This is a genomic window from Bacillus bingmayongensis (assembly GCF_000299035.1).
In the GTDB taxonomy this organism is placed as follows: Bacteria; Bacillota; Bacilli; order Bacillales; family Bacillaceae_G; genus Bacillus_A; species Bacillus_A bingmayongensis.
In genome coordinates, this window is sequence record NZ_JH921517.1 from 423,807 (window position 1) to 445,922 (window position 22,116).

Here is a 22,116-nt window from a genome sequence, read left to right on the forward strand (position 1 = left end):
TTTTAAGTTTAGCAAAGTAGAGCGGAATTTCAATGTTAATTCGTCATACTTTTTTCTTTCTTTCATACATTTTAGTAAGAGTGTGAACGGAGGGAAGAAAAATGTTACGAAAAACTTGGCAAAATCGTATAATTTCTCATATACAAGAGAATTCTTCGCTTTATATATTTAATTCTGTTTTGTTGTTGATGGGTGTGGTGTTTGGTGCCATTCTTGTAAATAGCCTAGAGGTGAATCAAAAACAAGATCTATCTTTTTATTTGAGTCGATTTTTTGGACAAGTTTCCAAAGGAGAATTTGCAATTGCGAGTGACATGTTTCGAGAAAGTTACTTTTCGCAATTAAAATATATTGGATTTATTTGGCTATTAGGTATTTCAATTATTGGATTGCCACTTATTTTTATTTTATTATTTTTAAAAGGAGTGGTTGTTGGATTTACAGTAGGTTTTTTAGTTAGTCAGCACGGATGGAATGGACTGTTGTTAGCATTTGTATCTGTGTTGCCACAAAATTTAATTATTATTCCAACGTTTCTTGTAATGACGACAATTGCTGCAAGTTTTTCTTTACGTATGATTAGGCATCAATTTATTCGGAAAATTACCGAGCCACTACTACCGTTATTAATCCGCTACACTTGCTTCTTTCTTGTTATTGGCGTTGTATTAGCAATTTCTTCTAGCATTGAAGCATATGCGTCACCAGTGTTAATGAAAGAAGTCGTGGGAATTATCAATAAAAAATAAATACTACATGAGAATAATTATCAACTTATTTTGATTGTTTTTTCTTTTGACAGAAGCCCTTCTTCTGATATAATGGTGTAAGAGTGGCGAGGAGGGAGTAGTACCGAATGGAAGAGAGAATTGAACGAATTAAGAAGCAATTGCATGCAGCGAGCTATAAGTTAACACCACAACGTGAAGCAACGGTTCGTGTGCTGCTAGAAAATGAAGAAGATCATTTAAGCGCAGAAGATGTTTACCTCCTTGTAAAAGAAAAGTCGCCAGAGATCGGACTAGCAACCGTCTATCGAACTTTAGAGTTATTATCTGAGTTAAAAGTTGTTGATAAAATTAACTTCGGAGACGGTGTTTCACGCTATGACTTACGTCAAGAAGGTGCACAGCGTTTCCATCATCATTTAATTTGTACACAATGCGGTGCTGTACAAGAAATTCAAGAGGATTTACTTGGTGAAGTGGAGAAAAAAGTAGAACGAGATTGGAGCTTTAAGGTAAAAGACCATCGTTTAACTTTCCATGGGATTTGTAAAAATTGTCAAGAAAATGAAACGAATGAAAAATAACCTTTTCCTATTTAGCTAGGAAGAGGTTTTTTATTTAAGTTTAGGTATAAATCGCAGAAAGCTTGGCATATGTTGTAATAACATATATTTTGGAGGAGTTTACAATGCGCCGAGCTTTAAGATTAACTTTTGATGGGATGAAAGTATTTTTATTATTTACAGGTTGTACGATTTTGTTTTATTTCGCTATACTATGGATAAATGAAGAATATGAAAGTTATCATCGTTATGAAAAACCAAAAGAAGAGACAGTAGAAAAAGTATCAGGGAATGAGGAACCAGCAAAAGATGCTTTTGTAAATAGAATAATTTTTTTCTATGAAAATGGGGAGTAGTGTAGATTGGAAGATCAATTAAAAGATTTTATTCATTATATGATTGTTGAAAAAGGCTTAGCGAAAAATACAGTTGTATCCTATGAGCGTGATTTAAAAAGTTATGTGAAGTATTTACAAAATGTCGAGCAAATAAAAACATTTCATGAAGTGACAAGGATGCACATTGTGAATTTTTTGCAGTATTTAAAAGAGAATGGAAAATCATCAAAAACTTTGGCACGCCACATTGCTTCTATTCGTTCGTTTCATCAGTTTTTACTTCGTGAACGAGTGGTAGAACATGATCCATCTGTACATATTGAAACACCTCAAGGCGAGCGGAAATTACCGAAAGTATTGTCAGTGAGTGAAGTAGAGGCATTGCTTCAAACGCCCAAAGCGACAAGTGCATTCGGTATTCGTGATAAGGCTATGCTAGAGTTATTGTATGCAACAGGGCTCCGTGTTTCCGAATTAATTGCACTAAATTTAGAGGATGTTCATTTGACAATGGGATTTGTTCGCTGCATCGGAAAAGGGAATAAAGAAAGAATTATCCCATTAGGGAGTTTAGCGACAGAAGCAATTCAACGTTATATTGAAAAGGGCAGAAGAGAACTGATGGGAAAAAAAACAGTCGATGCACTTTTTTTGAATCATCATGGTAATCGATTGTCTCGTCAAGGTTTTTGGAAGATTTTAAAACGACTAGCAAAAGAAGCGAATATAGAAAAAGAGCTTACGCCGCATACATTACGCCATTCGTTTGCGACTCATTTATTAGAAAATGGAGCGGATTTGCGTGCTGTACAAGAAATGCTTGGGCATGCAGATATTTCAACAACGCAAATTTATACGCACGTTTCAAAAACTAGATTAAAAGATGTATATAAACAGTTTCACCCGAGAGCATAGTGATTATGCTCTTTTTATTTTATCCTGCTATTTGTGGGCAGTAGGACTTCCACCTTGAGATTCAGAGAGAAGCAAGGAAGATAGGTGAGGGGAGAACTGCCTGTAAAAGCTTAATTGATGAGAGCTTTCCATCTGTTGCTTAGTCTATATAGATCCATTTTTATTTTCCAACAGATAAGTCGCTGCTATGAAAATAAAAGGAGGTCTCCACTTGTTTTCTCCTTTTGTTTTAACTTGGCATGGGGCAGGAAGAGGGTCTGACCGCTTCTATGCAGGGCTGGCTGCTCTCTCCCATGTAAAAGGAAAGGTTTTATGTAGGTTTTTCACTTTGTATTTATAAAGTTGGTTAACAAATTTAGTAATTATAGAATGTATATTGAAAATGAAAAGGGTGAGTGCTTCACAAAAACTTCACAAACATTTCGTACATTGTTTTCAGCAGAGGACTGGAATATGAACTGGTATATCCTCTATACTAAATAAAGTATAAAGGAGGAAATCATAATGAAAAAAATTGTAATCACTTTATTTATCGCGATGCTAGCATTAGCTGGTTGTAATACAAAGAAAGATGAGCCTGCGAAAAAAGAGAAACTTGAAGAAGTGAAAGTAGCGGTTCAAACAAATCCGAAAGAAATTAAGCCAAATGAAAAAACAGAAGTACAGGCGCTTGTTACACAAGGGAAGGAAAAAGTAACGGACGCTGACGATGTGAAGTTTGAAATTTGGAAAGATGGCGAAGAAAAACATGAAATGTTAGACGGTAAGCATAAAGGAAAAGGTGTTTATGCTGTAGAGAAAACATTCCCATCTGATGGTGTGTACCATGTTATTGCACATACAAATGCACGTGAAATGCATGTTATGCCAGAAGTAAAAGTAGCTGTGGGAAATGCAAAAGTTAAGGATGCAAAGAAAGAAAATGGCGGTCATGGCGATCACAAAAGCGATACAATGATTCACCTTATGGCTGATGATGTAAAAGTAAATGCTGAATCAACAATGAAAGTACATTTAAAACAAAAAGAAGAAGCATTAACTGGTGCTGAAGTACAGCTTGAGGTTTGGAAAGATGGCGTTGAAAAGCATGAATTTATTCCAGCAAAAGAAGGGAATAAAGGCGAGTATGTCAGCAAACATACGTTTAAAGAAACGGGTGCTTATAAAGTGAAGGTTCATGTGAGAAAAGGTGAGCTTCACGAACATAAAGAAGAAACAGTAGAAGTCAAATAAGCAGCAACTCTTTGGAGTTGCTTTTTTATTTTGATATTTTGAAATAAGTCATAATTTTATTAGCGCTTCGTAGCGGAATGGATTACAATAGAAAGTGTGAGGAAAATAAGAATTTCTACGAAAATGTATTAAAAAGAAAGCGTAAACATGTTATGATATTAATATGAGATGTCTGACATCTGACTTAGAAAAAACAGGAAACTTGTTACTTTATGTGAAAGTACCATGAAGTAGGTTGGAGAATGACGAAAAAGAAGTGCTTTTTGTTAGTGGGAAATAAAGAGAATTCTCACTGATAACAGTTTCACTTTACAGCGTTTTGAACATACTACAAGAAGTAGAACTGAACATATAGGAGGTTGCAGTTATGAATAAATATAAACGTATTTTCCTAGTCGTAATGGACTCTGTAGGAATCGGAGAAGCACCGGATGCTGAAAAATTTGGTGATGTAGGTTCTGATACAATCGGCCATATTGCTGAACATATGAATGGATTACAAATGCCAAACATGGTGAAATTAGGCCTTGGTAATATTCGTGAAATGAAAGGGATTTCTAAAGTAGAAAAACCACTAGGTTATTATACAAAAATGCAAGAAAAATCTACTGGTAAAGATACAATGACAGGACACTGGGAAATCATGGGTCTTTACATTGATACACCATTCCAAGTATTCCCAGAAGGTTTTCCGAAAGAATTGCTTGATGAGTTAGAAGAAAAGACAGGACGAAAAATTATCGGTAATAAACCAGCTTCAGGAACTGAAATTCTTGATGAACTTGGTAAAGAGCAAATGGAAACAGGATCTCTAATCGTGTACACATCAGCTGATAGCGTATTACAAATCGCAGCTCATGAAGAAGTTGTACCGCTTGAAGAACTCTACAAAATTTGTAAAATTGCGCGTGAGTTAACGTTAGATGAGAAATATATGGTAGGTCGCGTGATTGCTCGTCCATTCGTTGGAGAACCTGGAAACTTCACACGTACACCAAACCGTCATGACTATGCATTAAAACCATTTGGACGTACAGTAATGAACGAGTTAAAAGATAGCGATTATGATGTAATTGCAATCGGTAAAATCTCTGATATATATGATGGAGAAGGAGTAACAGAATCACTTCGTACAAAGTCTAATATGGACGGAATGGACAAGCTTATTGATACATTAAATATGGACTTTACAGGTTTAAGTTTCTTAAATCTTGTTGACTTTGATGCACTATTTGGTCATCGCCGCGATCCTCAAGGATATGGAGAAGCATTGCAAGAATATGATGCACGTCTTCCAGAAGTATTTGAAAAACTACAAGAAGATGACTTGCTTATCATTACAGCAGATCATGGTAATGATCCAATTCACCATGGTACTGACCATACACGTGAATATGTACCATTATTAGCATATAGCCCAAGCATGAAAGACGGCGGAGAAGAATTAGAACTTCGTCAAACATTTGCTGATATTGGTGCAACAGTAGCGGAAAACTTCGGTGTAACAATGCCAAAATACGGAACAAGTTTCTTAAACGACTTAAAGAAATAAGGAGGACAATATAATGAATCGTGAACTTATTACAAAATCAGCATCATACTTAAAAGAGAAATTCCAAGAAACACCACAAGTAGGACTTATCCTTGGGTCTGGACTAGGCGTCTTAGCAGATGAAATCGAAAATGCAGTAACAGTACCATATAGTGAAATTCCTGAATTTCCGGTATCAACTGTAGAAGGGCATGCTGGTCAACTTGTATTTGGTACACTCCAAGGTGTAACAGTAGTTGCGATGCAAGGACGTTTCCATTTCTACGAAGGATATGACATGCAAAAAGTAACATTCCCAGTTCGTGTTATGAAAGAACTAGGTGTAGAAACAGTTGTTGTAACAAACGCAGCTGGTGGTGTTAATACATCATTTGAACCAGGAGATCTTATGTTAATCTCAGACCACATTAACTTCATGGGTACGAACCCATTAATCGGGCCAAATGATTCTGAAATGGGCGTACGTTTCCCTGATATGTCTACATCATATACTAAAGAGCTTCGCGAAATGGCGAAACAAGTTGCAGCAGATTTAAACATTAAAGTACAAGAAGGTGTATACGTTGGAATGACAGGTCCTGTATACGAAACACCTGCTGAAATTCGTATGCTTCGTACACTTGGCGGAGATGCAGTTGGAATGTCAACTGTACCGGAAGTGATCGTAGCACGTCACGCTGGTATGAAAGTACTTGGTATTTCTTGTATTTCCAATATGGCAGCTGGTATTTTAGATCAACCACTTCATCATGATGAAGTAATTGAAACGACAGAGCGTGTTAAAACTAATTTCTTAGCATTAGTAAAAGCAATCGTAAAACAAATGAAGGGGTGAGTTCACAATGAGAATGGTGGACCTAATTGCAAAAAAACGTGATGGACATGCATTAACGACAGAAGAAGTGAACTTTATTGTAGAAGGCTATACAAATGGTGATATTCCAGATTATCAAATGAGCTCACTTGCAATGGCGATTTTCTTCCAAGATATGAATGAACAAGAGCGTGCTGATTTAACGATGGCAATGGTGAATAGCGGCGATACAATTGACTTATCAGCGATTGAAGGGGTAAAAGTAGATAAGCATTCAACAGGCGGTGTTGGTGATACAACTACGCTTGTGTTAGGTCCGTTAGTAGCGGCTTTAGATGTACCGGTTGCCAAAATGTCTGGCCGTGGCTTAGGGCATACAGGTGGTACAATTGATAAATTAGAAGCAGTACCAGGATTCCATGTGGAAATTGAAAATGACGAATTTATTCGTCTTGTAAATGAAAATAAAATTGCTGTTATTGGGCAAAGCGGAAACTTAACACCTGCTGATAAAAAGTTATATGCACTTCGCGATGTAACTGCGACAGTAAACTCTATCCCACTTATTGCAAGCTCTATTATGAGTAAAAAAATTGCTGCAGGTGCAGATGCAATTGTGCTTGATGTAAAAACAGGTGCAGGTGCATTTATGAAAACGGATGAAGATGCAAAACGTTTAGCAGAAGCAATGGTGCGTATCGGTAATAACGTTGATCGTAAAACGATGGCAGTTATTTCAGATATGAGCCAACCTCTTGGTGAAGCAATCGGTAACGCATTAGAGGTAAAAGAAGCAATCGATACATTGCAAGGTAAAGGACCAAAAGACTTAGAAGAGCTATGTTTAACACTTGGAAGTCAAATGGTATACCTTGCTGGAAAAGCTTCTTCTTTAGAAGATGCGCGTGAGAAGTTAATTGAAGTAATGAACAATGGAAAAGCGTTAGAAGCATTTAAAACGTTCTTAGCAGCGCAAGGTGGGGATGCTTCTGTTGTTGATGATCCTTCTAAGCTTCCGCAAGCACAATATAAAATTGAAGTAGAAGCGAAAGAAGATGGATATGTATCTGAAATTGTTGCAGATGAAATTGGAACAGCAGCAATGCTTTTAGGCGCGGGACGTGCAACGAAAGAATCTGAAATTGATTTAGCAGTTGGACTTATGCTTCGTAAAAAAGTAGGCGATAGTGTGAAAAAAGGTGACTCACTTGTTACAATTTACGCAAACCGCGAAAATGTAGAAGATGTAAAAGCAAAAATTTATGAGAACATGAAAATTATGAAAGACTATGTTGATGCACCGAAATTAGTACATGGCATTGTAATGAAATAAACAAAAAAAGCTAAGGAGCCTTCTCCTTGGCTTTTTTTGTTGTTTTTTGTTTATAATAATAATGGGTGAAATTATGATTAGAATTTGCGCAGTAACGAAAGAAGATGAAGTATTATATGATGTTTCATTAGAAGAAATAAAGAGAGAAGATATTGTATGGTATTGGCTTGATTTATATAAGCCAACAAAAGAAGAGTATACATACATTTTACAAGATCATTTTAAGTTCCATCCCCTTGCAATTGAAGATTGTGTAGAGTATGTACAGAGGCCAAAAGTTGATTTCTATGATGGATATAACTTTTTAGTTCTCCATGCATTTGGAGAAGATGGATTAGAGCCGCATGAGATCGATTTATTTGTTGGTGATCGTTATATTGTCTCTTTCCATTTCTCACATAATAATGCGATTGAAAGAGTGTGGAAAACGCTCGGTGAGAGGAAACGTATCAAGAAAAGTCCTCTGCATGTAGCACATACAATCATTGACCAAATTGTTGATGATTATTTTGCACCTGTTTACTATATTGAAGATCATTTAAATGCAATTGATGATAATTTAACAGGGGATACAGCTGGGACTGTACTAGAAGAAGTATTCGATATTCGTGCGGACCTATCTAAGCTTAGACGTACGATTATACCGATGCGTGACCTCTTGTATCGTATTTTAAATTCAACTCGGTTTTACGGTGTAAGCGATCATGAAATTTATTTTAAAGATATTCATGATCATTTGCTAAAGCTTTCAGAAATGATTGAAGCAAGTCGAGAATTAACAGCGGATATTCGGGATAGTTATTTTTCATTGAACTCTCATCATATGAACAATATTATGAAAACATTAACGGTTTTTTCGACCATTTTCATGCCATTAACATTTATTGCTGGTGTATATGGAATGAACTTCGATAATATGCCAGAATTAAAGTGGGAGTATGGTTATTTTATTTGTTTAGCAGTTATGGCCTTTATAGGTGGAGGCATGATGGTTTGGTTTTATAAAAAAGGATGGTTTAAATAAAAAAATGCTGGGGAGTTCCCCAGCATTTTTTTCTAGCCAAGAGCGTGTAACACGAACATGGCTAAGAATAGGCATGTAATAATATACATAGATGGTGCGACTTCTTTATGCTTTCCAAGAGCAATCTTTAAAATTGGGTAAGCGATAAATCCGAACGCAATACCATCAGCGATGCTATATGTGAGCGGAATCATAACGATGATTAAAAATGCTGGAAATCCTTCTGAAAAGTCGTTTAGAGGGATTTGTTGAATGTTTGTAATCATCAGACCGCCAATAATGATTAAGATTGGTGCAATGGCACTATCAGGAATTAATTTTACAAACGGCAGAGCAAACAGTGATGCAAAGAATAACATCCCTGTAATGATAGACGTCAGACCTGTCTTGCCACCTGCAGTAATACCTGCGGCACTTTCTACTGTTGAAACGGTAGGACTTGTGCCAAATAGACCACATGTCATTGCTGAAATTGCATTTGCTTGATAAGCACGTGGGAATTTACGATCATCTTCTAATAATCCGTGTAAAAGTCCCATGTTCTCAAAAATAAGCACCATGCTTAAGGAGAATGTTGCAATCCAAAACGGTAAGGAAGAAAGTTTCCCAAATGACATAGCTCCAAATACATCTCCATAGTTGGCTAATGAAAATGAGCTGTTTCCTACTTGGTTTGTATCAACAAGACCAAATAGCCATGCAATACCAGTTCCAATTGCAATCGTCCATAAAAAGTTTCCACGTACGTTCCGAATAAATAACACAAGTGCCACAATAAGAGTAAGCAATGTTGCGAGAACAACAGGATTACTTAGTTTACCTAATGCAACAGCAGTGTTTGGATGCGAAACGACTAGACCACCTTTTTGCAAGCCAATGAAAGCTAAGAATAAACCGATACCGACAGTAATTGCTTCTTTTAACGATTTTGGAATCGATAGTGAGAGCACGCGAGCAATCGGTGTAAACGCGGCAATTGCAAAAATAATACCAGCGATAAAGACGGCTGCTAGTGCTTCTTGCCAAGTTAATCCAAGCGTATGCACAGCAGTGTAGGTGAAGAATGCATTTACACCCATACCTGGTACAAGAATAGCAGGTGCATTTGCCCAAAATGCCATCACTAGACATCCGACAAATGAACTGAAAACAGTTGCCAAAATTCCTGCTTCAAGCGGAATGCCGGCATCTGATAAAATGGACGCATTCACAATCATAATATAGACGATTGTGAAAAATGATGTCACTCCAGCCAATATTTCTTGTTTTGGTGATGTGTGGTGTAGGTCTAATTTAAACGTTCTTTCAAGTATTCCTTTCATGTTAAACCTTCTTTTTCATATCCCTCTCCCACCCGTGATATCCCTTTTGTAAAGAGCTCACCATCCTTTATTATATCAGAACATAATCTTTTTACAATAAATAAAATGAGAACGGTTACTTAAAAGTTAACTGGTGCTACAAGTATGTGAAAATGGCACGAACATTAGAGATGATTTCTAGTTCCCCAGATTGAATTGGAGGAGCGGCTTGTGCGTGTAAAGTAGCTTGAGACATAAATTCACGCGGCAATTGTGCTGATTCTTCAACGAGTGAAAGTGGGACGGGATTAATATTTAAATTATACGAACTCGCAATGATGCGAGCTTTTTCTTGAACGTGTTGGACTGCTTGTAAGAGTGCTTGTTGATAATACGCGTTTGGATGGGAAATGCGGAAGCGTAATCCCCTTGCTACATTTGCACCATTTCTAACAGCTATATCATATACTTCCCCAGCTTTTTGTACATTTAAAACGGTAATTTCATACAAATGCTCTACTCGGTATCCTTGTAATAATGCCTTTTCGTTTACGTATTCATATTGAGGAGTAATTGTATAGGAAATGGTTTCTATATCTTTATCAGCGATACCAATTTGTTTAAGTGCAGCAAGTAATTGTTTAGATTGGATTGCATTTTCCTCCTGTGCTTGTTTCACATCTTTATTATCTGTTCTAATGCCTATTGTTAATACAACGACATTTGGTTTTGCTTTTATAATTCCTTCACCTTGAACAGTAATGGTTGCTTGTTTTCCGTTACGAATATCGGGTGAATAGGGGTTCATGCCAACTTGCATTTTTGCTCACCATCCTTTTTATTTCGCTATTTGCGGGCAGTAAGACCCCACCTCAAGGTTCAGAGGAAACCGAGGAAGTTAAGTGGGGGATGACTGCCCGTAAATGTTCGATTGGTTCAACTAATAATCAGTGGGGGATGAAGAGAACCCCCATTGATTAAAGTTTCACTTTATATGTATATGAGTGAAAGAAAGAGAAAATTGTATGTAATAAGTTACATAATTGAGAATTATGAGGAAAGAAAACATATACAACATAGGTATTTGTAGATTATAATATGTATAAATATGATGAAAAAGGGTCGAGGCTAGTGAACGAAAAAAGAGAAGCACTGATTTTAGATTTATCTACATCATTTCGAAAGATGATACGTTTATTACAAAATGATATTAATACACGTTTTTCAGAGCATATGCCATATAATGAATTTTCTGTATTACGCGCGTTATTTTTGAAAAGCCCACAAATGGCTTCACAAATAGCTAGTGAAGTAAACGTAACATCCAGCCATATTACAGCAGTAACAGATCGCCTTGTACGAAAAGGTTTTGTAACGAGGAAACGTTCTGATTCGGACCGCCGTATTGTGTATTTGGAAATTACAGAACATGGAAAAGAAGTTACACAAAAACTTGAAGCTGTACGTAAAGAATACTATAAAGAGAAGTTTAAAGAGTGGAGCGATCAAGAGGTTGAGATGGTATTAGAACTATTTGGTCGCGTACTATAATTATAATAAATGAGGATAGGAGGCGAAGTGCTCTCCTATCTTTTTTCTTTTGAATAAAAATATTTTGAAACTCCGATACTTTAAGTAAAAAGTATCGGAGGAAAAATAATGAAATATATCGTTTCACTTGTAATTATTATTGGAAGTTTTATATGCTCTAGCACATTAAGTTATGCAAAAACACCAATCCAAGTTGTGCAAAAAGAATTACATTATATTGCGAGTGATCAGCCTGTTTTATATTCAAAGCTATGGGTTCGCTCTATGCAGAATGCTATTCTTTTTCACCATAGTAATAATATTCGTGGGCAGGATACATTGCGCAATGTCACAAATTCTTCTCTCGTAAAAGTAAAACAACTTTCCCTTGAAAAAGCCTCGCATTATATCCCGAGATTATCTCAATACGTCTCTAAATTTGAAAATAAAAATGTTCAAGTTTATTACGTTGCTGTTCGTTATGAAGTGAAAAAAGAAAATCCATATCAATTGAATGGAATGAATTATTTTCTTCAAGTGTTTATACAAGAACAAGGTGATTGGAAAATTGCTGAAAGTATTGTAGCTCCCACAGATCAAATGATAGAGAACGGTGATGGATTTGGAATGAAAGAAGAGAAGGAATATGGGAAAAGAAGAGAGAATGTGAAATAACCTCCTCGGGTGAGGAGGTTATTTTGCGTATAAAGAAAGCTTATGCTTTAATAGGCGATGTAAGATAGCGTATGTTAACATGCCAGATCCTATAAAATAGATATAGTAAAGAGGCAAAGAATTACTGCCATCGGTAAAGACACTACCACCAAGAAGTCCGAAACAAATAGAAGTACAGATTAAGAAATATACATGAAGTCGTGGATATAGCAATATTTTCCCATTATGCTCATTTGGAGCACGCGTATATAAATAAGCGCCTAATGGGAGACAAATAAGTATATAGATAGCAGGACTTAATAGCGTCCAAGTAGACGGAATACGATGATAATCAGGTCCTGCTTGTATGTTTCCAAATTCATCTTCAAAATTTTCCCTCTGTGGATCGTAGTTGTAGTTTATGCGAAAATGATTAAGGGGGCCTACAACACTTGTGTTTTCTGTATAATTTGCATATTTAATATAATTATGATTGTATTCCTCTTGTGATAAATCTACATGTAATGCAAAGAAAGGGAACAGTAGCCTAAAGATATATATAGGAAAAATAATAATAATACAACTTAAAGTACCTTGTGAGATAATGTTCCCTGTAATTGTTCCAATAAAGAGAGTGAACGTATACACAGCAATTAGCGTAATAATTGTATAGGTAAAGTATACATGAAATGGTGAAAAGGATTGATACTGAGCATGTATCGTGTTCTTGTAGATGATATACATAAGAAGCCAACTAAGGCTAAGCGCACCTACGATATGAACGATGCCTAGTAACCATTTTGATAAAAATAAGTGTGACCGTTTAAATGGCATAGACCAAAGAAAATCGATTGTTTGATTATTGCGTTCCCATCCTATTAAGAGGATCGCTAATCCCATTAATAGAAGGGCTGGAAATAGTATAGCGTCAGCTCCCTGTATATGATACGTATAATAAGTATCTGTCGTTTTCCGTAAATATTCAGCCGTGTGCTGTGCATTCATATAATATTTATATGGTAAGGTGTATAAAGTACTTAGCCAAAAGAGCCAAATCACATATTTTCCTTGTTTATAGTTCCGTATCCATAAGGCTTTATGAAACATGTATCCACCACCTCAATTTGTATTTATTTCCCTCCAAAAGCAAACTTCAATTTTAATAGACGTGTAAAAATGAAATAACTCATGATAGCGAATAGGAAAAATCCAACATAATAAGACAGCAGGGCATCTCGTCCACCTAATATTCTACCGCCAAGTAATCCGAAGCATAGAACAGTACAAAGCATGAACCACTTTTGCAAGCTAGGAAACAATAGTATTTTTCCGTTTTGTTCGTTCGGTGTACGTGTGTATAGAAAAATTGATAATGGTAAAAAGATAATGATGTAAGCAAATGGTGTTAATAGTGTCCAAGGAGAAGGCACAGAAGTATGCTCCATTGGATTGTCCTGTGGTACACTAGAAAGTTTATTTCCATAGTCATCAAATGTTTCTATCGGATGGTAATCATAAGTAATAGAAAAAGATTCTAATGGTGAAATAATCCCTACATGTTGTAAGTACTCATGAGTCTGCACCTCTATTTCTCCCATCGCCTCTAAAGACCATTGTGTATGGGTATAAATGAATCCAGAGATTAATAATATGGAACCGTATGGTAAAAATAATAAAATTGCTGTTAAGCTACTTTGGGAGAAAATATTTCCAGTAATAGTTCCGATAAATAAAGTGAATGTATAAATAGCAATGAGTACAACCGTAGCATATACAAAGTAACTATGGAACGGAGTAAAGATTTGATACTCATTGTGAAACGATATGTTTTTGATTCCGTACATGCTAATCCAACAAATGATCTGTACTGCAATAATATTGAAAACGCCGAATAACCATTTTGTTAAAAAAATATCTTTTCGCTTAAAAGGCATTGAAAAGAGAAAATCAGTAGATTGATTGTTACGTTCCCATCCAATTAAAAGACAAGCCAGTGCAATAAGAATGGCTCCTTGCGTGACGAAGGGATTATCGAATGTATTAAAAGAGTAGGAATAATAATACACATAGTCATCCAGTTTCATTTTTGATTGGTTAAGCTCCATTTGTGCTGCTTGATAATATTTATAAGGTAGTTGATACAAACTAATGAGCCAAAACAATAGAATCATATATTTTCCTTGTTTCCATTGTCTCATCCATAAAGCTTTATGAAACATGCGAATCCTCCTCAAACGTTGTGACAAATATATCTTCGAGTGACATTGGTAATTCTTCTAATAAAAGAGGTCGTTCTCTATGAAACTTCTCTAACGTAGCTGTCACATTGCCTTCAATTAAAATTGTATACACTTTTCCTGTTTGATTTAATATTTTTACATGATTTAAGTTTTCTAGTTTTTGCGGTAGTGAACGTTCGTAAGCGACTTGTATTTTTGCATAGCGAGATTTTGTATCTTCTAATGCTGTAATCGAAGCAATCGTATGATTTTTTAAAATAATGACTGTGTCTGCAATTTTTTCTACTTCATCTAAGTGATGGGTCGAAATGAGAATTGTAATCTCTCGTTCTGCTACTTCTTCAATTAAAAATTGTAGAATTTGTCTTTTTACAATCGGGTCGAGTCCATTTGTTGGTTCATCTAAAATAATGTATTCTACACCTGTACAAAAAGCTAAAATAATAGCTAGAAGTGCTTTCATACCGCGTGAGTAACTACGAATGCGTTTTTCAGGTAGATTGAAGCGCTCTAGCAGCTGATAAAAATATTCTTCATTAAAGTTTTTATAAACAGCCTTATAAAACTTCGCAATTTCTTTTACTGTATATCCGCTTAATATATTAGTAGAATCCGGCACATAAGCTACCTTTTGCTTAATTCCTGGATGTTTATGAACATCTATATCGTCATATGTAATCGTTCCTTCATCGGGATCTAAAATACCAACAATTGTCCGCAGTAAAGTCGTTTTCCCCGCACCGTTTCTTCCGAGTAATCCAACAATACTTCCTTTTTGTAATGTGAAAGAAATATTGTCTAAAATGACTTGGTTATCAATTGTTTTCTTGATATTCGTCACTTTCAGCATCTGTATTCCCTCCCAGTTCTTTATAGTATGAGTCAATCCAATCATGAATTTTTTCTTTTGTAATTCCAAGATAAGAAGCCTCTAGTAATAGTTGATGAAATTGTTTTTCAACCATAGCGATTTTCCTTTCATCTAATGTCGGTGTAATCGATTGGGAGACAAACGTCCCTTTTCCTCGTAACGTTTCAATAATTCCTTGCCGTTCTAATTCTTGGTATGCTTTGCTCACTGTGTTTGGATTAATGACAAGAAGTGAAGCGAGTTCACGTACAGATGGAAGCTTGTCACTTGGAGCTAGCATGTTTTTTAATACGAGTTCTTTTATATTTTGAACAATTTGTTCCCATATCGGAGTGTTGCTTCTTGGGTCAAGTTGAATGTGCAAGAGCAATGTCTCCTTCCTGATGAAATTTAAGTGTACTATTAGATATAGTACACTTAATACAATATATGCGGTAGATTTGTTTGTCAATACGGATTTATAGAAAAATATGGTATAAAAACGCAGCGATTGGAAAAAATAGGTTTGATATAGAATGGAGGGTTAGTCATGAAGCGAGTTTTTGGAATACTTGTTTGTTTCATGTTGCTATTTTCTGGTGTTTCGGTTGGCTTTGCAGAATCTGAGAAAACAGAAGTCGAAACAGGGCCGAAGCTAGCGGAGCAAGCATCGTCAGCAATTGTTATTGAGCAAGATACGGGTAAAGTTTTATTTGAGAAAAGTCCAAATGAAAAACTGCCACCTGCTAGTATGACAAAGATTATGACAATGCTACTGATTATGGAACAAGTTGAAAAGGGAAAACTAAAACTAGAAGATAAAGTCAGAGCAAGTGAACATGCAGCTTCAATGGGTGGTTCACAAATCTTTCTTGAGCCGGGTGAAGAGATGACAGTAAATGAAATGTTGAAAGGAATTGCAATTGCATCGGGAAATGATGCATCTGTTGCAGTTGCTGAGCATATCGCTGGTTCAGAAGAAGGTTTTGTAAACATGATGAATAAAAAAGCAAAGGATTTAGGACTGAAAAATACACATTTCCAAAATCCAACGGGTCTTCCAGCCAAAGATCATTATTCAACAGCATATGATATGTCAATTATGGCGAAAGAATTGATGAAATATCCACTCATTCGAAAATATACAGGAAAATACGAAGATTATTTACGCGAAAATACGGAGAAAAAGTTTTGGCTTGTGAATACAAATAAATTAGTTCGTTTTTATCCAGGGGTAGATGGGGTGAAAACAGGTTTTACGACAGAGGCAAAATATTGTTTAACTGCATCAGCTGAGAAAAATGGAATGCGTGTCATTTCTGTTGTCATGGGAGCACCGACTTCAAAAGAACGTAACAACCAGGTAACAAAGCTTCTTGATTATGCATTTGGACAATATACAACAAAAAAATTGTATAAGCGCGGAGAAAAAATTCAAACCGTAAAAGTAGGAAAAGGTAAGAAGGAAAAAGTAGATTTAGTTGCATCAGATAATGTATCGCTTCTTATGAAAAAAGGTGAAAATATGGACAAGGTGAAACAGGAAGTTATCGCTGAAAAGAAAGTAAAAGCACCAATAAAAAAAGGCGATGCACTCGGCACACTTGTTATTAAAAAAGATAAGGATGTTTTATTAAAGCAAACGATTGTAGCGAAAGAAGATGTTGCTGCAGCAAGCTGGTGGGAACTATTTAAAAGAACTTTAGGGATGTTTTCAACATCGAAATAGCGGCAAGGATATTGCCCCTTTCCTATCCGCATACATGAAAAAGGTAGAATAATTGCTGAAAGCTTCACATTATGGCGAAATAGTACTTCTTTTGTCAGTAGGAAGGATTCTTATTTTATGTTCACGAAAATCTTATGTAAATGAGTCAAGTTTAAGCATAAGGAGGAAATCGTGTGAGTCTTTCCATGCATTTAGAAGTAAAGCGTGATGTCTTATGTGTTCGGCTAGCGGGTGAACTAGATCATCATACTGCTGAAGAGTTGCGAGCAAAAGTAACAGATATGATTGAGACGCATCGCGCTCATCATATTGTACTAAGTTTAGAGAAGTTAACATTTATGGACAGTTCTGGTCTTGGTGTTATATTAGGCCGATATAAGCATGTTAAAGGTTTAGGAGGGGAGATGGTCGTTTGTGCAATCTCACCTCCTGTAAAGCGTTTATTTGAAATGTCAGGTCTGTTTAAAATCATTCGCTTAGAAGAAAGTGAAGCGCATGCGCTCGCGACATTGGGGGTGGCATAAATGAGAAATGAAATGAACCTTCAATTTTCAGCATTAAGTCAAAATGAATCGTTCGCTCGCGTTACAGTTGCTGCTTTTATTGCACAATTGGATCCAACGATGGAGGAATTGACAGAAATTAAAACTGTTGTGTCTGAAGCAGTCACAAATGCAATTATTCATGGATATGAAGGGAATGCAGAAGGTATTGTTTACATTTCAGTAATTTTGGAAGAAGCAATGGTGAAACTCATGATTCGAGATGAAGGGGTTGGCATTTTTAACTTAGATGAGGCAAGGCAACCTCTTTTTACAACTAAACCTGAATTAGAGCGTTCCGGAATGGGATTTACTATCATGGAAAATTTTATGGATGAAGTAGAAGTTATTTCAAATGAATCTTTCGGGACAACAATCCATTTGACAAAATACTTATCAAATAGTAACGCTCTATGCAATTAAGGAGAATTGCCTATGGACATAGAGGTCAGAAATGAGAAAAAGAAACCTCAGTTAAAGGACCACGAGTTAAAAGCGTTAATTCAAAAAAGTCAAGATGGAGATCAAGGGGCGAGGGATACGATAGTCCAAAGTAATATGCGTCTTGTATGGTCAGTTGTACAACGGTTCCTCAATCGAGGATATGAACCAGATGATTTATTTCAAATTGGATGTATTGGACTCTTGAAGTCGGTAGACAAATTTGATTTGTCTTTCGAAGTGAAATTTTCAACCTATGCAGTTCCAATGATTATTGGAGAAATACAGCGATTCTTGCGTGATGATGGATCGGTGAAAGTAAGTCGTTCTTTAAAGGAGACTGGAAATAAAATTCGAAAAATGAAAGATGAGCTTTCTAAAGAATATGGAAGGGCTCCAACGATTAATGAGGTAGCAGAGGCGCTTGAGCTGACGCCAGAAGAAGTTGTTCTTGCGCAGGAAGCGAGCCGTGCTCCATCATCAATACATGAAACGGTTTATGAAAATGATGGGGATCCCATTACGATATTAGATCAAATTGCAGATCAAACAGAAACGAAATGGTTTGATAAAATCGCTTTAAAAGAAGCAATTAGAGAACTAGATGAGCGCGAACGTTTAATTGTATATTTGCGCTATTATAAAGATCAAACTCAATCAGAAGTAGCGGAGCGAATTGGAATTTCACAAGTTCAAGTATCAAGGCTTGAAAAGAAAATATTAAAACAGATGAAAGATCGAATAGATGAATAGCCATCTATTCGATTTTTTGTTTTGGACTAGAAGGGAGTGTTATTTCACATAAGATTGGGCAGAAGCAAAAAAACATGAAAAAGTTGTATCTTATGTTATTGTTGTTATCCTTTCCAAAATCAAAAAATTTCAATCATTTGGAAAAATTTACAGAATTTATTGATAATTTGGTAAATTTTAAATATAATCCAAGTATAAACTTGTCATAAAGGGGGAAAGAAGCATGGAAACGAGGGCTGGATTTATTTTTGCAGCAATCGGTTCTGCTGTTGGACTAGGGAATATATGGCGTTTTCCGTATACTGCGTATGAAAACGGAGGGGGCGCATTCTTTTTACCGTACTTATTTGCATTATTAACGACTGGTATTTCATTATTAGCTTTTGAATTTACTCTTGGACATCGTCACCGTGGCTCAGCACCACTTACATTCTTTCGCATTAATCCACGTGCTGAATTTATTGGGTGGTGGCAAATGGCTGTTACATTTATTGTTTCCACGTATTATGCTGTTATTATTGCATGGTCGATTTCTTATACGTATTTTGCTATAAGTGGGGCGTGGGGAAAAGATACAGAAGGCTTTTTATTTAAAGAGTACTTACATGTTGCGGATAAGCCAGGGCAATTTGGCGGTCTTGTCCCAGAAGTATTAATACCACTTGCGCTCGTTTGGATTATTGTACTTGGTGTGGCATTTAAAGGAGTAAAGAAAGGAATTGAAGTTGTAAACCGTATTTTTATTCCTTTGCTTGTTGTGATGTTTCTAATTATTGTTGTTCGTGCTGTTACGATGGAAGGGGCGATGCAAGGGCTTGATGCATTTTTTAAACCAGATTGGAGTCGTATTTTAGATGGAAAAGTATGGCTTGCTGCTTACGGACAAATTTTCTTTAGTTTATCATTAGCATTCGGAATTATGATTACGTATTCTAGTTATTTACCGAAGAATTCTGATACAACAAATAACGCTTTTATTACTGGTTTTGCGAACTCAGGATTTGAATTGTTAGCTGGAATTGGTGTGTTTGCAGCACTCGGTTTTATGGCAAATAACATGGGGGTACCAGTTGATAAAGTAGCGAGCGCTGGCGTTGGACTCGCGTTTGTTGTATTCCCGCAAATTATTAACGAGTTACCGATGTCACCATTATTTGGAGTATTATTCTTCCTTTCTTTCTTTAACGGTAGCTGGTATTACATCACTTATCTCGTTAGCGGAAGTATGTCTTGCAGCTGTATCTGAGAAATTCAGCTTAAGCCGCGAGAAGACAATTGGAATTATGGGTACCCTTCTCGTATTGGTTTCTCTTATGTTTGCAACACGTGGTGGACTTATGTTTTTAGATGTTGTCGATTATTTTGCTAATAACTTTGGATTAATTGTAATTGCACTAGTAGAAATTGTTACGGTAGGACTTATCCTTCGTCGCTTACCGATGTATCAAAATCATGCTAACTTTGTATCAGATATAAAGTTAGGAACATTTTGGAGGGTTAGTTTACTCGTTATTACACCGATTATGTTAGGCTATATGCTTATTGATGGTACGATTCAAAACATTCAAAAGAACTATGGTGATTATCCGACACAATTTGTTGTGACGTATGGGTGGGCTTTGGCAGCAGCGTTTCTTGTCATTGCATTAATTATTAGCTTAAAAAATGGAATGCACAAATACATTCAGATTCTGCCCAGCTTGAAAAAGAATGGAAAAATCGAGGTGTTTCGTGATGAGTGGATCAGCAATTATGATGATGGTGATTGGAATTGTAGTCATTTGGGGAGGATTAGCTTTAAGTATTTTAAATTTATTTAAAAAAAGAAGGCATAAAGAAAAAACATCTGCGCCACAATGGTGCGGATGTTTTTTTCTTTATTAATTAATAAACCTCACCTGAAAGCTCAAAATATGAAAATAACGATTTTAAAATGATACATTCGCTTTATTTACTGAGTGATTGTTGAGAAAAATCCACTGTGCACAGTTTCATTTTATAAAAAAGTTGTATTAGAAAATTTTCCAGAAACCATACTACAACTACAAGGAATAGTGAAGAGGTGAATGGAGTGGAGCGAACAATCTATCTCAAAATGCGAAATCGTCTGCAAGTATCCCCTTCATATGAGGTGAAGATTGAAGATATTGCACAAGTAGTTGGAGAGTCTGGTGTAGTAGAAAAAATAAAAAAGCAACTCGTCTATAAAATCACAAAACGTGATAAAACACATGTCGTAATTGATGCGATGAAAATTATTCAAGTGATTCAACAAACTACGCAGCATATACAAATTAATTTATTTGGTCCTGGACAAACACTTGTTGAAATCGTCTATGAAAAAAAGAAAGTACACCCTATTTTCTTTGGACTAGTTTGGATGTTACTTTTTGTCGGGGCGGCTCTTGCGATTATTTATTTTCATGAAGATGTCAGTATGCAACAAGTACATGGACGCCTATATTACATGATTACAGGAGAAATCAATTATAAACCGCTCCTATTTCAAGTTCCGTATTCTTTAGGATTGGGATTAGGGATGGTCCTATTTTTTAATCATGTGTTTCAAAAACGAATTAATGAAGAGCCAAGTCCGTTAGAAGTGGAAATGTTCCAATATCAACAGTCACTCGATCAATATGTCATGATCAATGAAAATAAAGAGAGTGCAAAACAAATTGCAGATGATTGAGTGTGGTTTGGTGATAGTAATTGGGCTTGCTGGTGGGATTGCAGTTGGAGGAGGATATGTTGCATTTTTAGCTGTGCTTGGTGTCATCCCACGATTAGCTCAGTTAACAAGGAGTGGCCATCGTATTCAATTTTTTGAATGGGCTGTAATTGGTGGTTCTTTGGCTGGAGCATGGTGCAGTTTAAGAAATATAACCTTTCAAGCCTCTCAGTATTGGCTCATTTTACTTGGCTTATTTTGTGGAACATTTATTGGTATGCTTGCTGCGGCTTTGACAGAAGTATTAAATGTTTTACCTATATTAGCAAAACGGGTAGGGGTAGATGGGAAGATTGTCATTTTACTCGTTGCACTTGTACTTGGAAAGGTAATGGGCTCTTTATTTCATTGGATTTATTTTGCAAGGTAGGAGGCATCAAGATGACACAAGATAAATTAAAAGATGATTACATAAATAAAGTAAAAGATTATCATCCAAAGCCAAACTATGTGATGAATTGTGTAAAAGCGTTCGTTGTAGGGGGACTGATTTGTACAGTAGGGGAATGCTTGATGAAATTTTATATGCATTATTTTCACTTCAGTGAGCAAAATGCGGGAAACCCTACGGTAGCGACGCTTGTGTTATTATCAGCCGCATTAACTGGATTTGGTGTGTATGATAAAATCGGTCAATTCGGAGGGGCGGGCTCAGCAGTTCCTGTTACTGGGTTTGCAAATGCAATGGCAAGTGCGGCAATGGAGCATCGCAGTGAGGGAATTGTACTCGGAGTTGCTACAAATATGTTTAAGCTTGCTGGAAGTGTAATTGTATTTGGAGTTGTTGGAGCATACATTGTTGGCCTAATCAGGTATACGTTTAAACTTTGGATGTCTTAAAGGAG

25 protein-coding genes and 1 pseudogene are annotated in these 22,116 nt (G+C 36.1%); 20 read left to right on the forward strand and 6 right to left on the reverse strand.

Going from position 1 to position 22,116, the window contains the following annotated elements:
* Positions 1–101 precede the first annotated feature (101 nt).
* The 9 genes from spoIIM (at position 102) to corA (ending at position 8,500) form a co-directional block, all read left to right on the forward strand.
* Positions 102–749 carry a stage II sporulation protein M gene (gene spoIIM, locus Y7E_RS0109275; protein ID WP_017150997.1) on the forward strand — a complete coding sequence of 216 codons (648 nt, stop codon included), beginning with the start codon at positions 102–104 and terminating at the stop codon, positions 747–749.
* A 107-nt stretch (positions 750–856) separates the two neighbouring features.
* Positions 857–1,312 (forward strand): ferric iron uptake transcriptional regulator, encoded by a 456-nt coding sequence (fur, locus tag Y7E_RS0109280; protein ID WP_017150998.1) that lies wholly within the window; start codon positions 857–859, stop codon positions 1,310–1,312.
* A gap of 104 nt (positions 1,313–1,416) precedes the next feature.
* A complete protein-coding gene (locus Y7E_RS0109285; protein WP_017150999.1) occupies positions 1,417–1,647 on the forward strand; it encodes a YqzK family protein in 231 nt (76 codons plus the stop codon).
* Between the two features lie 6 nt (positions 1,648–1,653).
* A complete protein-coding gene (xerD, locus tag Y7E_RS0109290) occupies positions 1,654–2,544 on the forward strand; it encodes a site-specific tyrosine recombinase XerD (RefSeq protein WP_017151000.1) in 891 nt (296 codons plus the stop codon).
* Positions 2,545–3,048: 504 nt separating this feature from the next.
* Positions 3,049–3,777, forward strand: a complete 729-nt coding sequence (locus Y7E_RS0109300; RefSeq protein ID WP_017151002.1) for a FixH family protein — start codon at positions 3,049–3,051, stop codon at positions 3,775–3,777.
* Positions 3,778–4,144: 367 nt separating this feature from the next.
* Complete coding sequence (gene deoB, locus Y7E_RS0109305) at positions 4,145–5,329, forward strand: phosphopentomutase (RefSeq protein WP_017151003.1); 1,185 nt, start codon at positions 4,145–4,147, stop codon at positions 5,327–5,329.
* Positions 5,330–5,342: 13 nt separating this feature from the next.
* A complete protein-coding gene (locus Y7E_RS0109310) occupies positions 5,343–6,164 on the forward strand; it encodes a purine-nucleoside phosphorylase (protein ID WP_017151004.1) in 822 nt (273 codons plus the stop codon).
* A 7-nt stretch (positions 6,165–6,171) separates the two neighbouring features.
* Positions 6,172–7,476 (forward strand): pyrimidine-nucleoside phosphorylase, encoded by a 1,305-nt coding sequence (locus Y7E_RS0109315; RefSeq protein WP_017151005.1) that lies wholly within the window; start codon positions 6,172–6,174, stop codon positions 7,474–7,476.
* A 61-nt stretch (positions 7,477–7,537) separates the two neighbouring features.
* Positions 7,538–8,500: a magnesium/cobalt transporter CorA gene (gene corA, locus Y7E_RS0109320; protein ID WP_026049156.1), complete on the forward strand. Its 963-nt coding sequence runs from the start codon at positions 7,538–7,540 to the stop codon at positions 8,498–8,500.
* Between the two features lie 32 nt (positions 8,501–8,532).
* Here corA and Y7E_RS0109325 read toward each other — a convergent pair whose 3' ends face one another.
* Positions 8,533–9,822, reverse strand: a complete 1,290-nt coding sequence (locus Y7E_RS0109325; RefSeq protein ID WP_017151007.1) for an NCS2 family permease — start codon at positions 9,820–9,822, stop codon at positions 8,533–8,535.
* A gap of 136 nt (positions 9,823–9,958) precedes the next feature.
* Complete coding sequence (locus Y7E_RS0109330) at positions 9,959–10,621, reverse strand: SIMPL domain-containing protein (protein ID WP_017151008.1); 663 nt, start codon at positions 10,619–10,621, stop codon at positions 9,959–9,961.
* A gap of 311 nt (positions 10,622–10,932) precedes the next feature.
* Between Y7E_RS0109330 and Y7E_RS0109335 the strand changes: the two genes are divergently transcribed.
* Positions 10,933–11,352: a MarR family winged helix-turn-helix transcriptional regulator gene (locus tag Y7E_RS0109335; RefSeq protein ID WP_001003304.1), complete on the forward strand. Its 420-nt coding sequence runs from the start codon at positions 10,933–10,935 to the stop codon at positions 11,350–11,352.
* 108 nt (positions 11,353–11,460) lie between these two features.
* A complete protein-coding gene (locus tag Y7E_RS0109340) occupies positions 11,461–12,006 on the forward strand; it encodes a hypothetical protein (protein ID WP_017151009.1) in 546 nt (181 codons plus the stop codon).
* An 18-nt stretch (positions 12,007–12,024) separates the two neighbouring features.
* Here Y7E_RS0109340 and Y7E_RS0109345 read toward each other — a convergent pair whose 3' ends face one another.
* From Y7E_RS0109345 to Y7E_RS0109360, 4 genes are read right to left on the reverse strand one after another with little or no spacing between them, the layout of a single operon-like run.
* Positions 12,025–13,092 carry an ABC transporter permease subunit gene (locus tag Y7E_RS0109345; protein WP_017151010.1) on the reverse strand — a complete coding sequence of 356 codons (1,068 nt, stop codon included), beginning with the start codon at positions 13,090–13,092 and terminating at the stop codon, positions 12,025–12,027.
* A gap of 23 nt (positions 13,093–13,115) precedes the next feature.
* A complete protein-coding gene (locus Y7E_RS0109350; protein WP_017151011.1) occupies positions 13,116–14,204 on the reverse strand; it encodes an ABC-2 transporter permease in 1,089 nt (362 codons plus the stop codon).
* On the reverse strand, positions 14,194–15,075 hold the full coding sequence (locus tag Y7E_RS0109355) for an ABC transporter ATP-binding protein (RefSeq protein ID WP_017151012.1): 882 nt from the start codon (positions 15,073–15,075) through the stop codon (positions 14,194–14,196). The genes Y7E_RS0109350 and Y7E_RS0109355 overlap by 11 nt, the downstream gene beginning before the upstream one ends.
* Positions 15,041–15,460 (reverse strand): GntR family transcriptional regulator, encoded by a 420-nt coding sequence (locus tag Y7E_RS0109360; RefSeq protein ID WP_017151013.1) that lies wholly within the window; start codon positions 15,458–15,460, stop codon positions 15,041–15,043. The genes Y7E_RS0109355 and Y7E_RS0109360 overlap by 35 nt, the downstream gene beginning before the upstream one ends.
* 165 nt (positions 15,461–15,625) lie before the next feature.
* Here Y7E_RS0109360 and Y7E_RS0109365 point away from each other — a divergent pair, with 165 nt between their 5' ends.
* From Y7E_RS0109365 to spoVAC, 9 genes and pseudogenes are all read left to right on the forward strand, one after another.
* Positions 15,626–16,804: a D-alanyl-D-alanine carboxypeptidase family protein gene (locus Y7E_RS0109365; protein ID WP_017151014.1), complete on the forward strand. Its 1,179-nt coding sequence runs from the start codon at positions 15,626–15,628 to the stop codon at positions 16,802–16,804.
* A gap of 173 nt (positions 16,805–16,977) precedes the next feature.
* Positions 16,978–17,328 carry an anti-sigma F factor antagonist gene (gene spoIIAA / locus Y7E_RS0109370; protein ID WP_017151015.1) on the forward strand — a complete coding sequence of 117 codons (351 nt, stop codon included), beginning with the start codon at positions 16,978–16,980 and terminating at the stop codon, positions 17,326–17,328.
* Complete coding sequence (spoIIAB, locus tag Y7E_RS0109375; protein ID WP_017151016.1) at positions 17,329–17,769, forward strand: anti-sigma F factor; 441 nt, start codon at positions 17,329–17,331, stop codon at positions 17,767–17,769. It begins immediately after the preceding gene.
* Between the two features lie 12 nt (positions 17,770–17,781).
* Entirely contained in the window at positions 17,782–18,540 is a 759-nt protein-coding gene (sigF, locus tag Y7E_RS0109380) for an RNA polymerase sporulation sigma factor SigF (RefSeq protein WP_017151017.1), read from the forward strand.
* A 223-nt stretch (positions 18,541–18,763) separates the two neighbouring features.
* Positions 18,764–20,275, forward strand: a pseudogene (locus tag Y7E_RS29445) (sodium-dependent transporter).
* Positions 20,276–20,298: 23 nt separating this feature from the next.
* Positions 20,299–20,424 carry a MetS family NSS transporter small subunit gene (locus tag Y7E_RS31570; protein WP_237741381.1) on the forward strand — a complete coding sequence of 42 codons (126 nt, stop codon included), beginning with the start codon at positions 20,299–20,301 and terminating at the stop codon, positions 20,422–20,424.
* A 187-nt stretch (positions 20,425–20,611) separates the two neighbouring features.
* Positions 20,612–21,232 (forward strand): stage V sporulation protein AA, encoded by a 621-nt coding sequence (locus Y7E_RS0109390; RefSeq protein WP_017151018.1) that lies wholly within the window; start codon positions 20,612–20,614, stop codon positions 21,230–21,232.
* A complete protein-coding gene (locus Y7E_RS0109395) occupies positions 21,225–21,641 on the forward strand; it encodes a stage V sporulation protein AB (RefSeq protein ID WP_017151019.1) in 417 nt (138 codons plus the stop codon). Before Y7E_RS0109390 ends, Y7E_RS0109395 begins: the two co-directional genes overlap by 8 nt.
* 11 nt (positions 21,642–21,652) lie before the next feature.
* Positions 21,653–22,111, forward strand: coding sequence for a stage V sporulation protein AC (spoVAC, locus tag Y7E_RS0109400; protein WP_017151020.1), 459 nt, complete (start codon positions 21,653–21,655; stop codon positions 22,109–22,111).
* Positions 22,112–22,116: the final 5 nt, after the last annotated feature.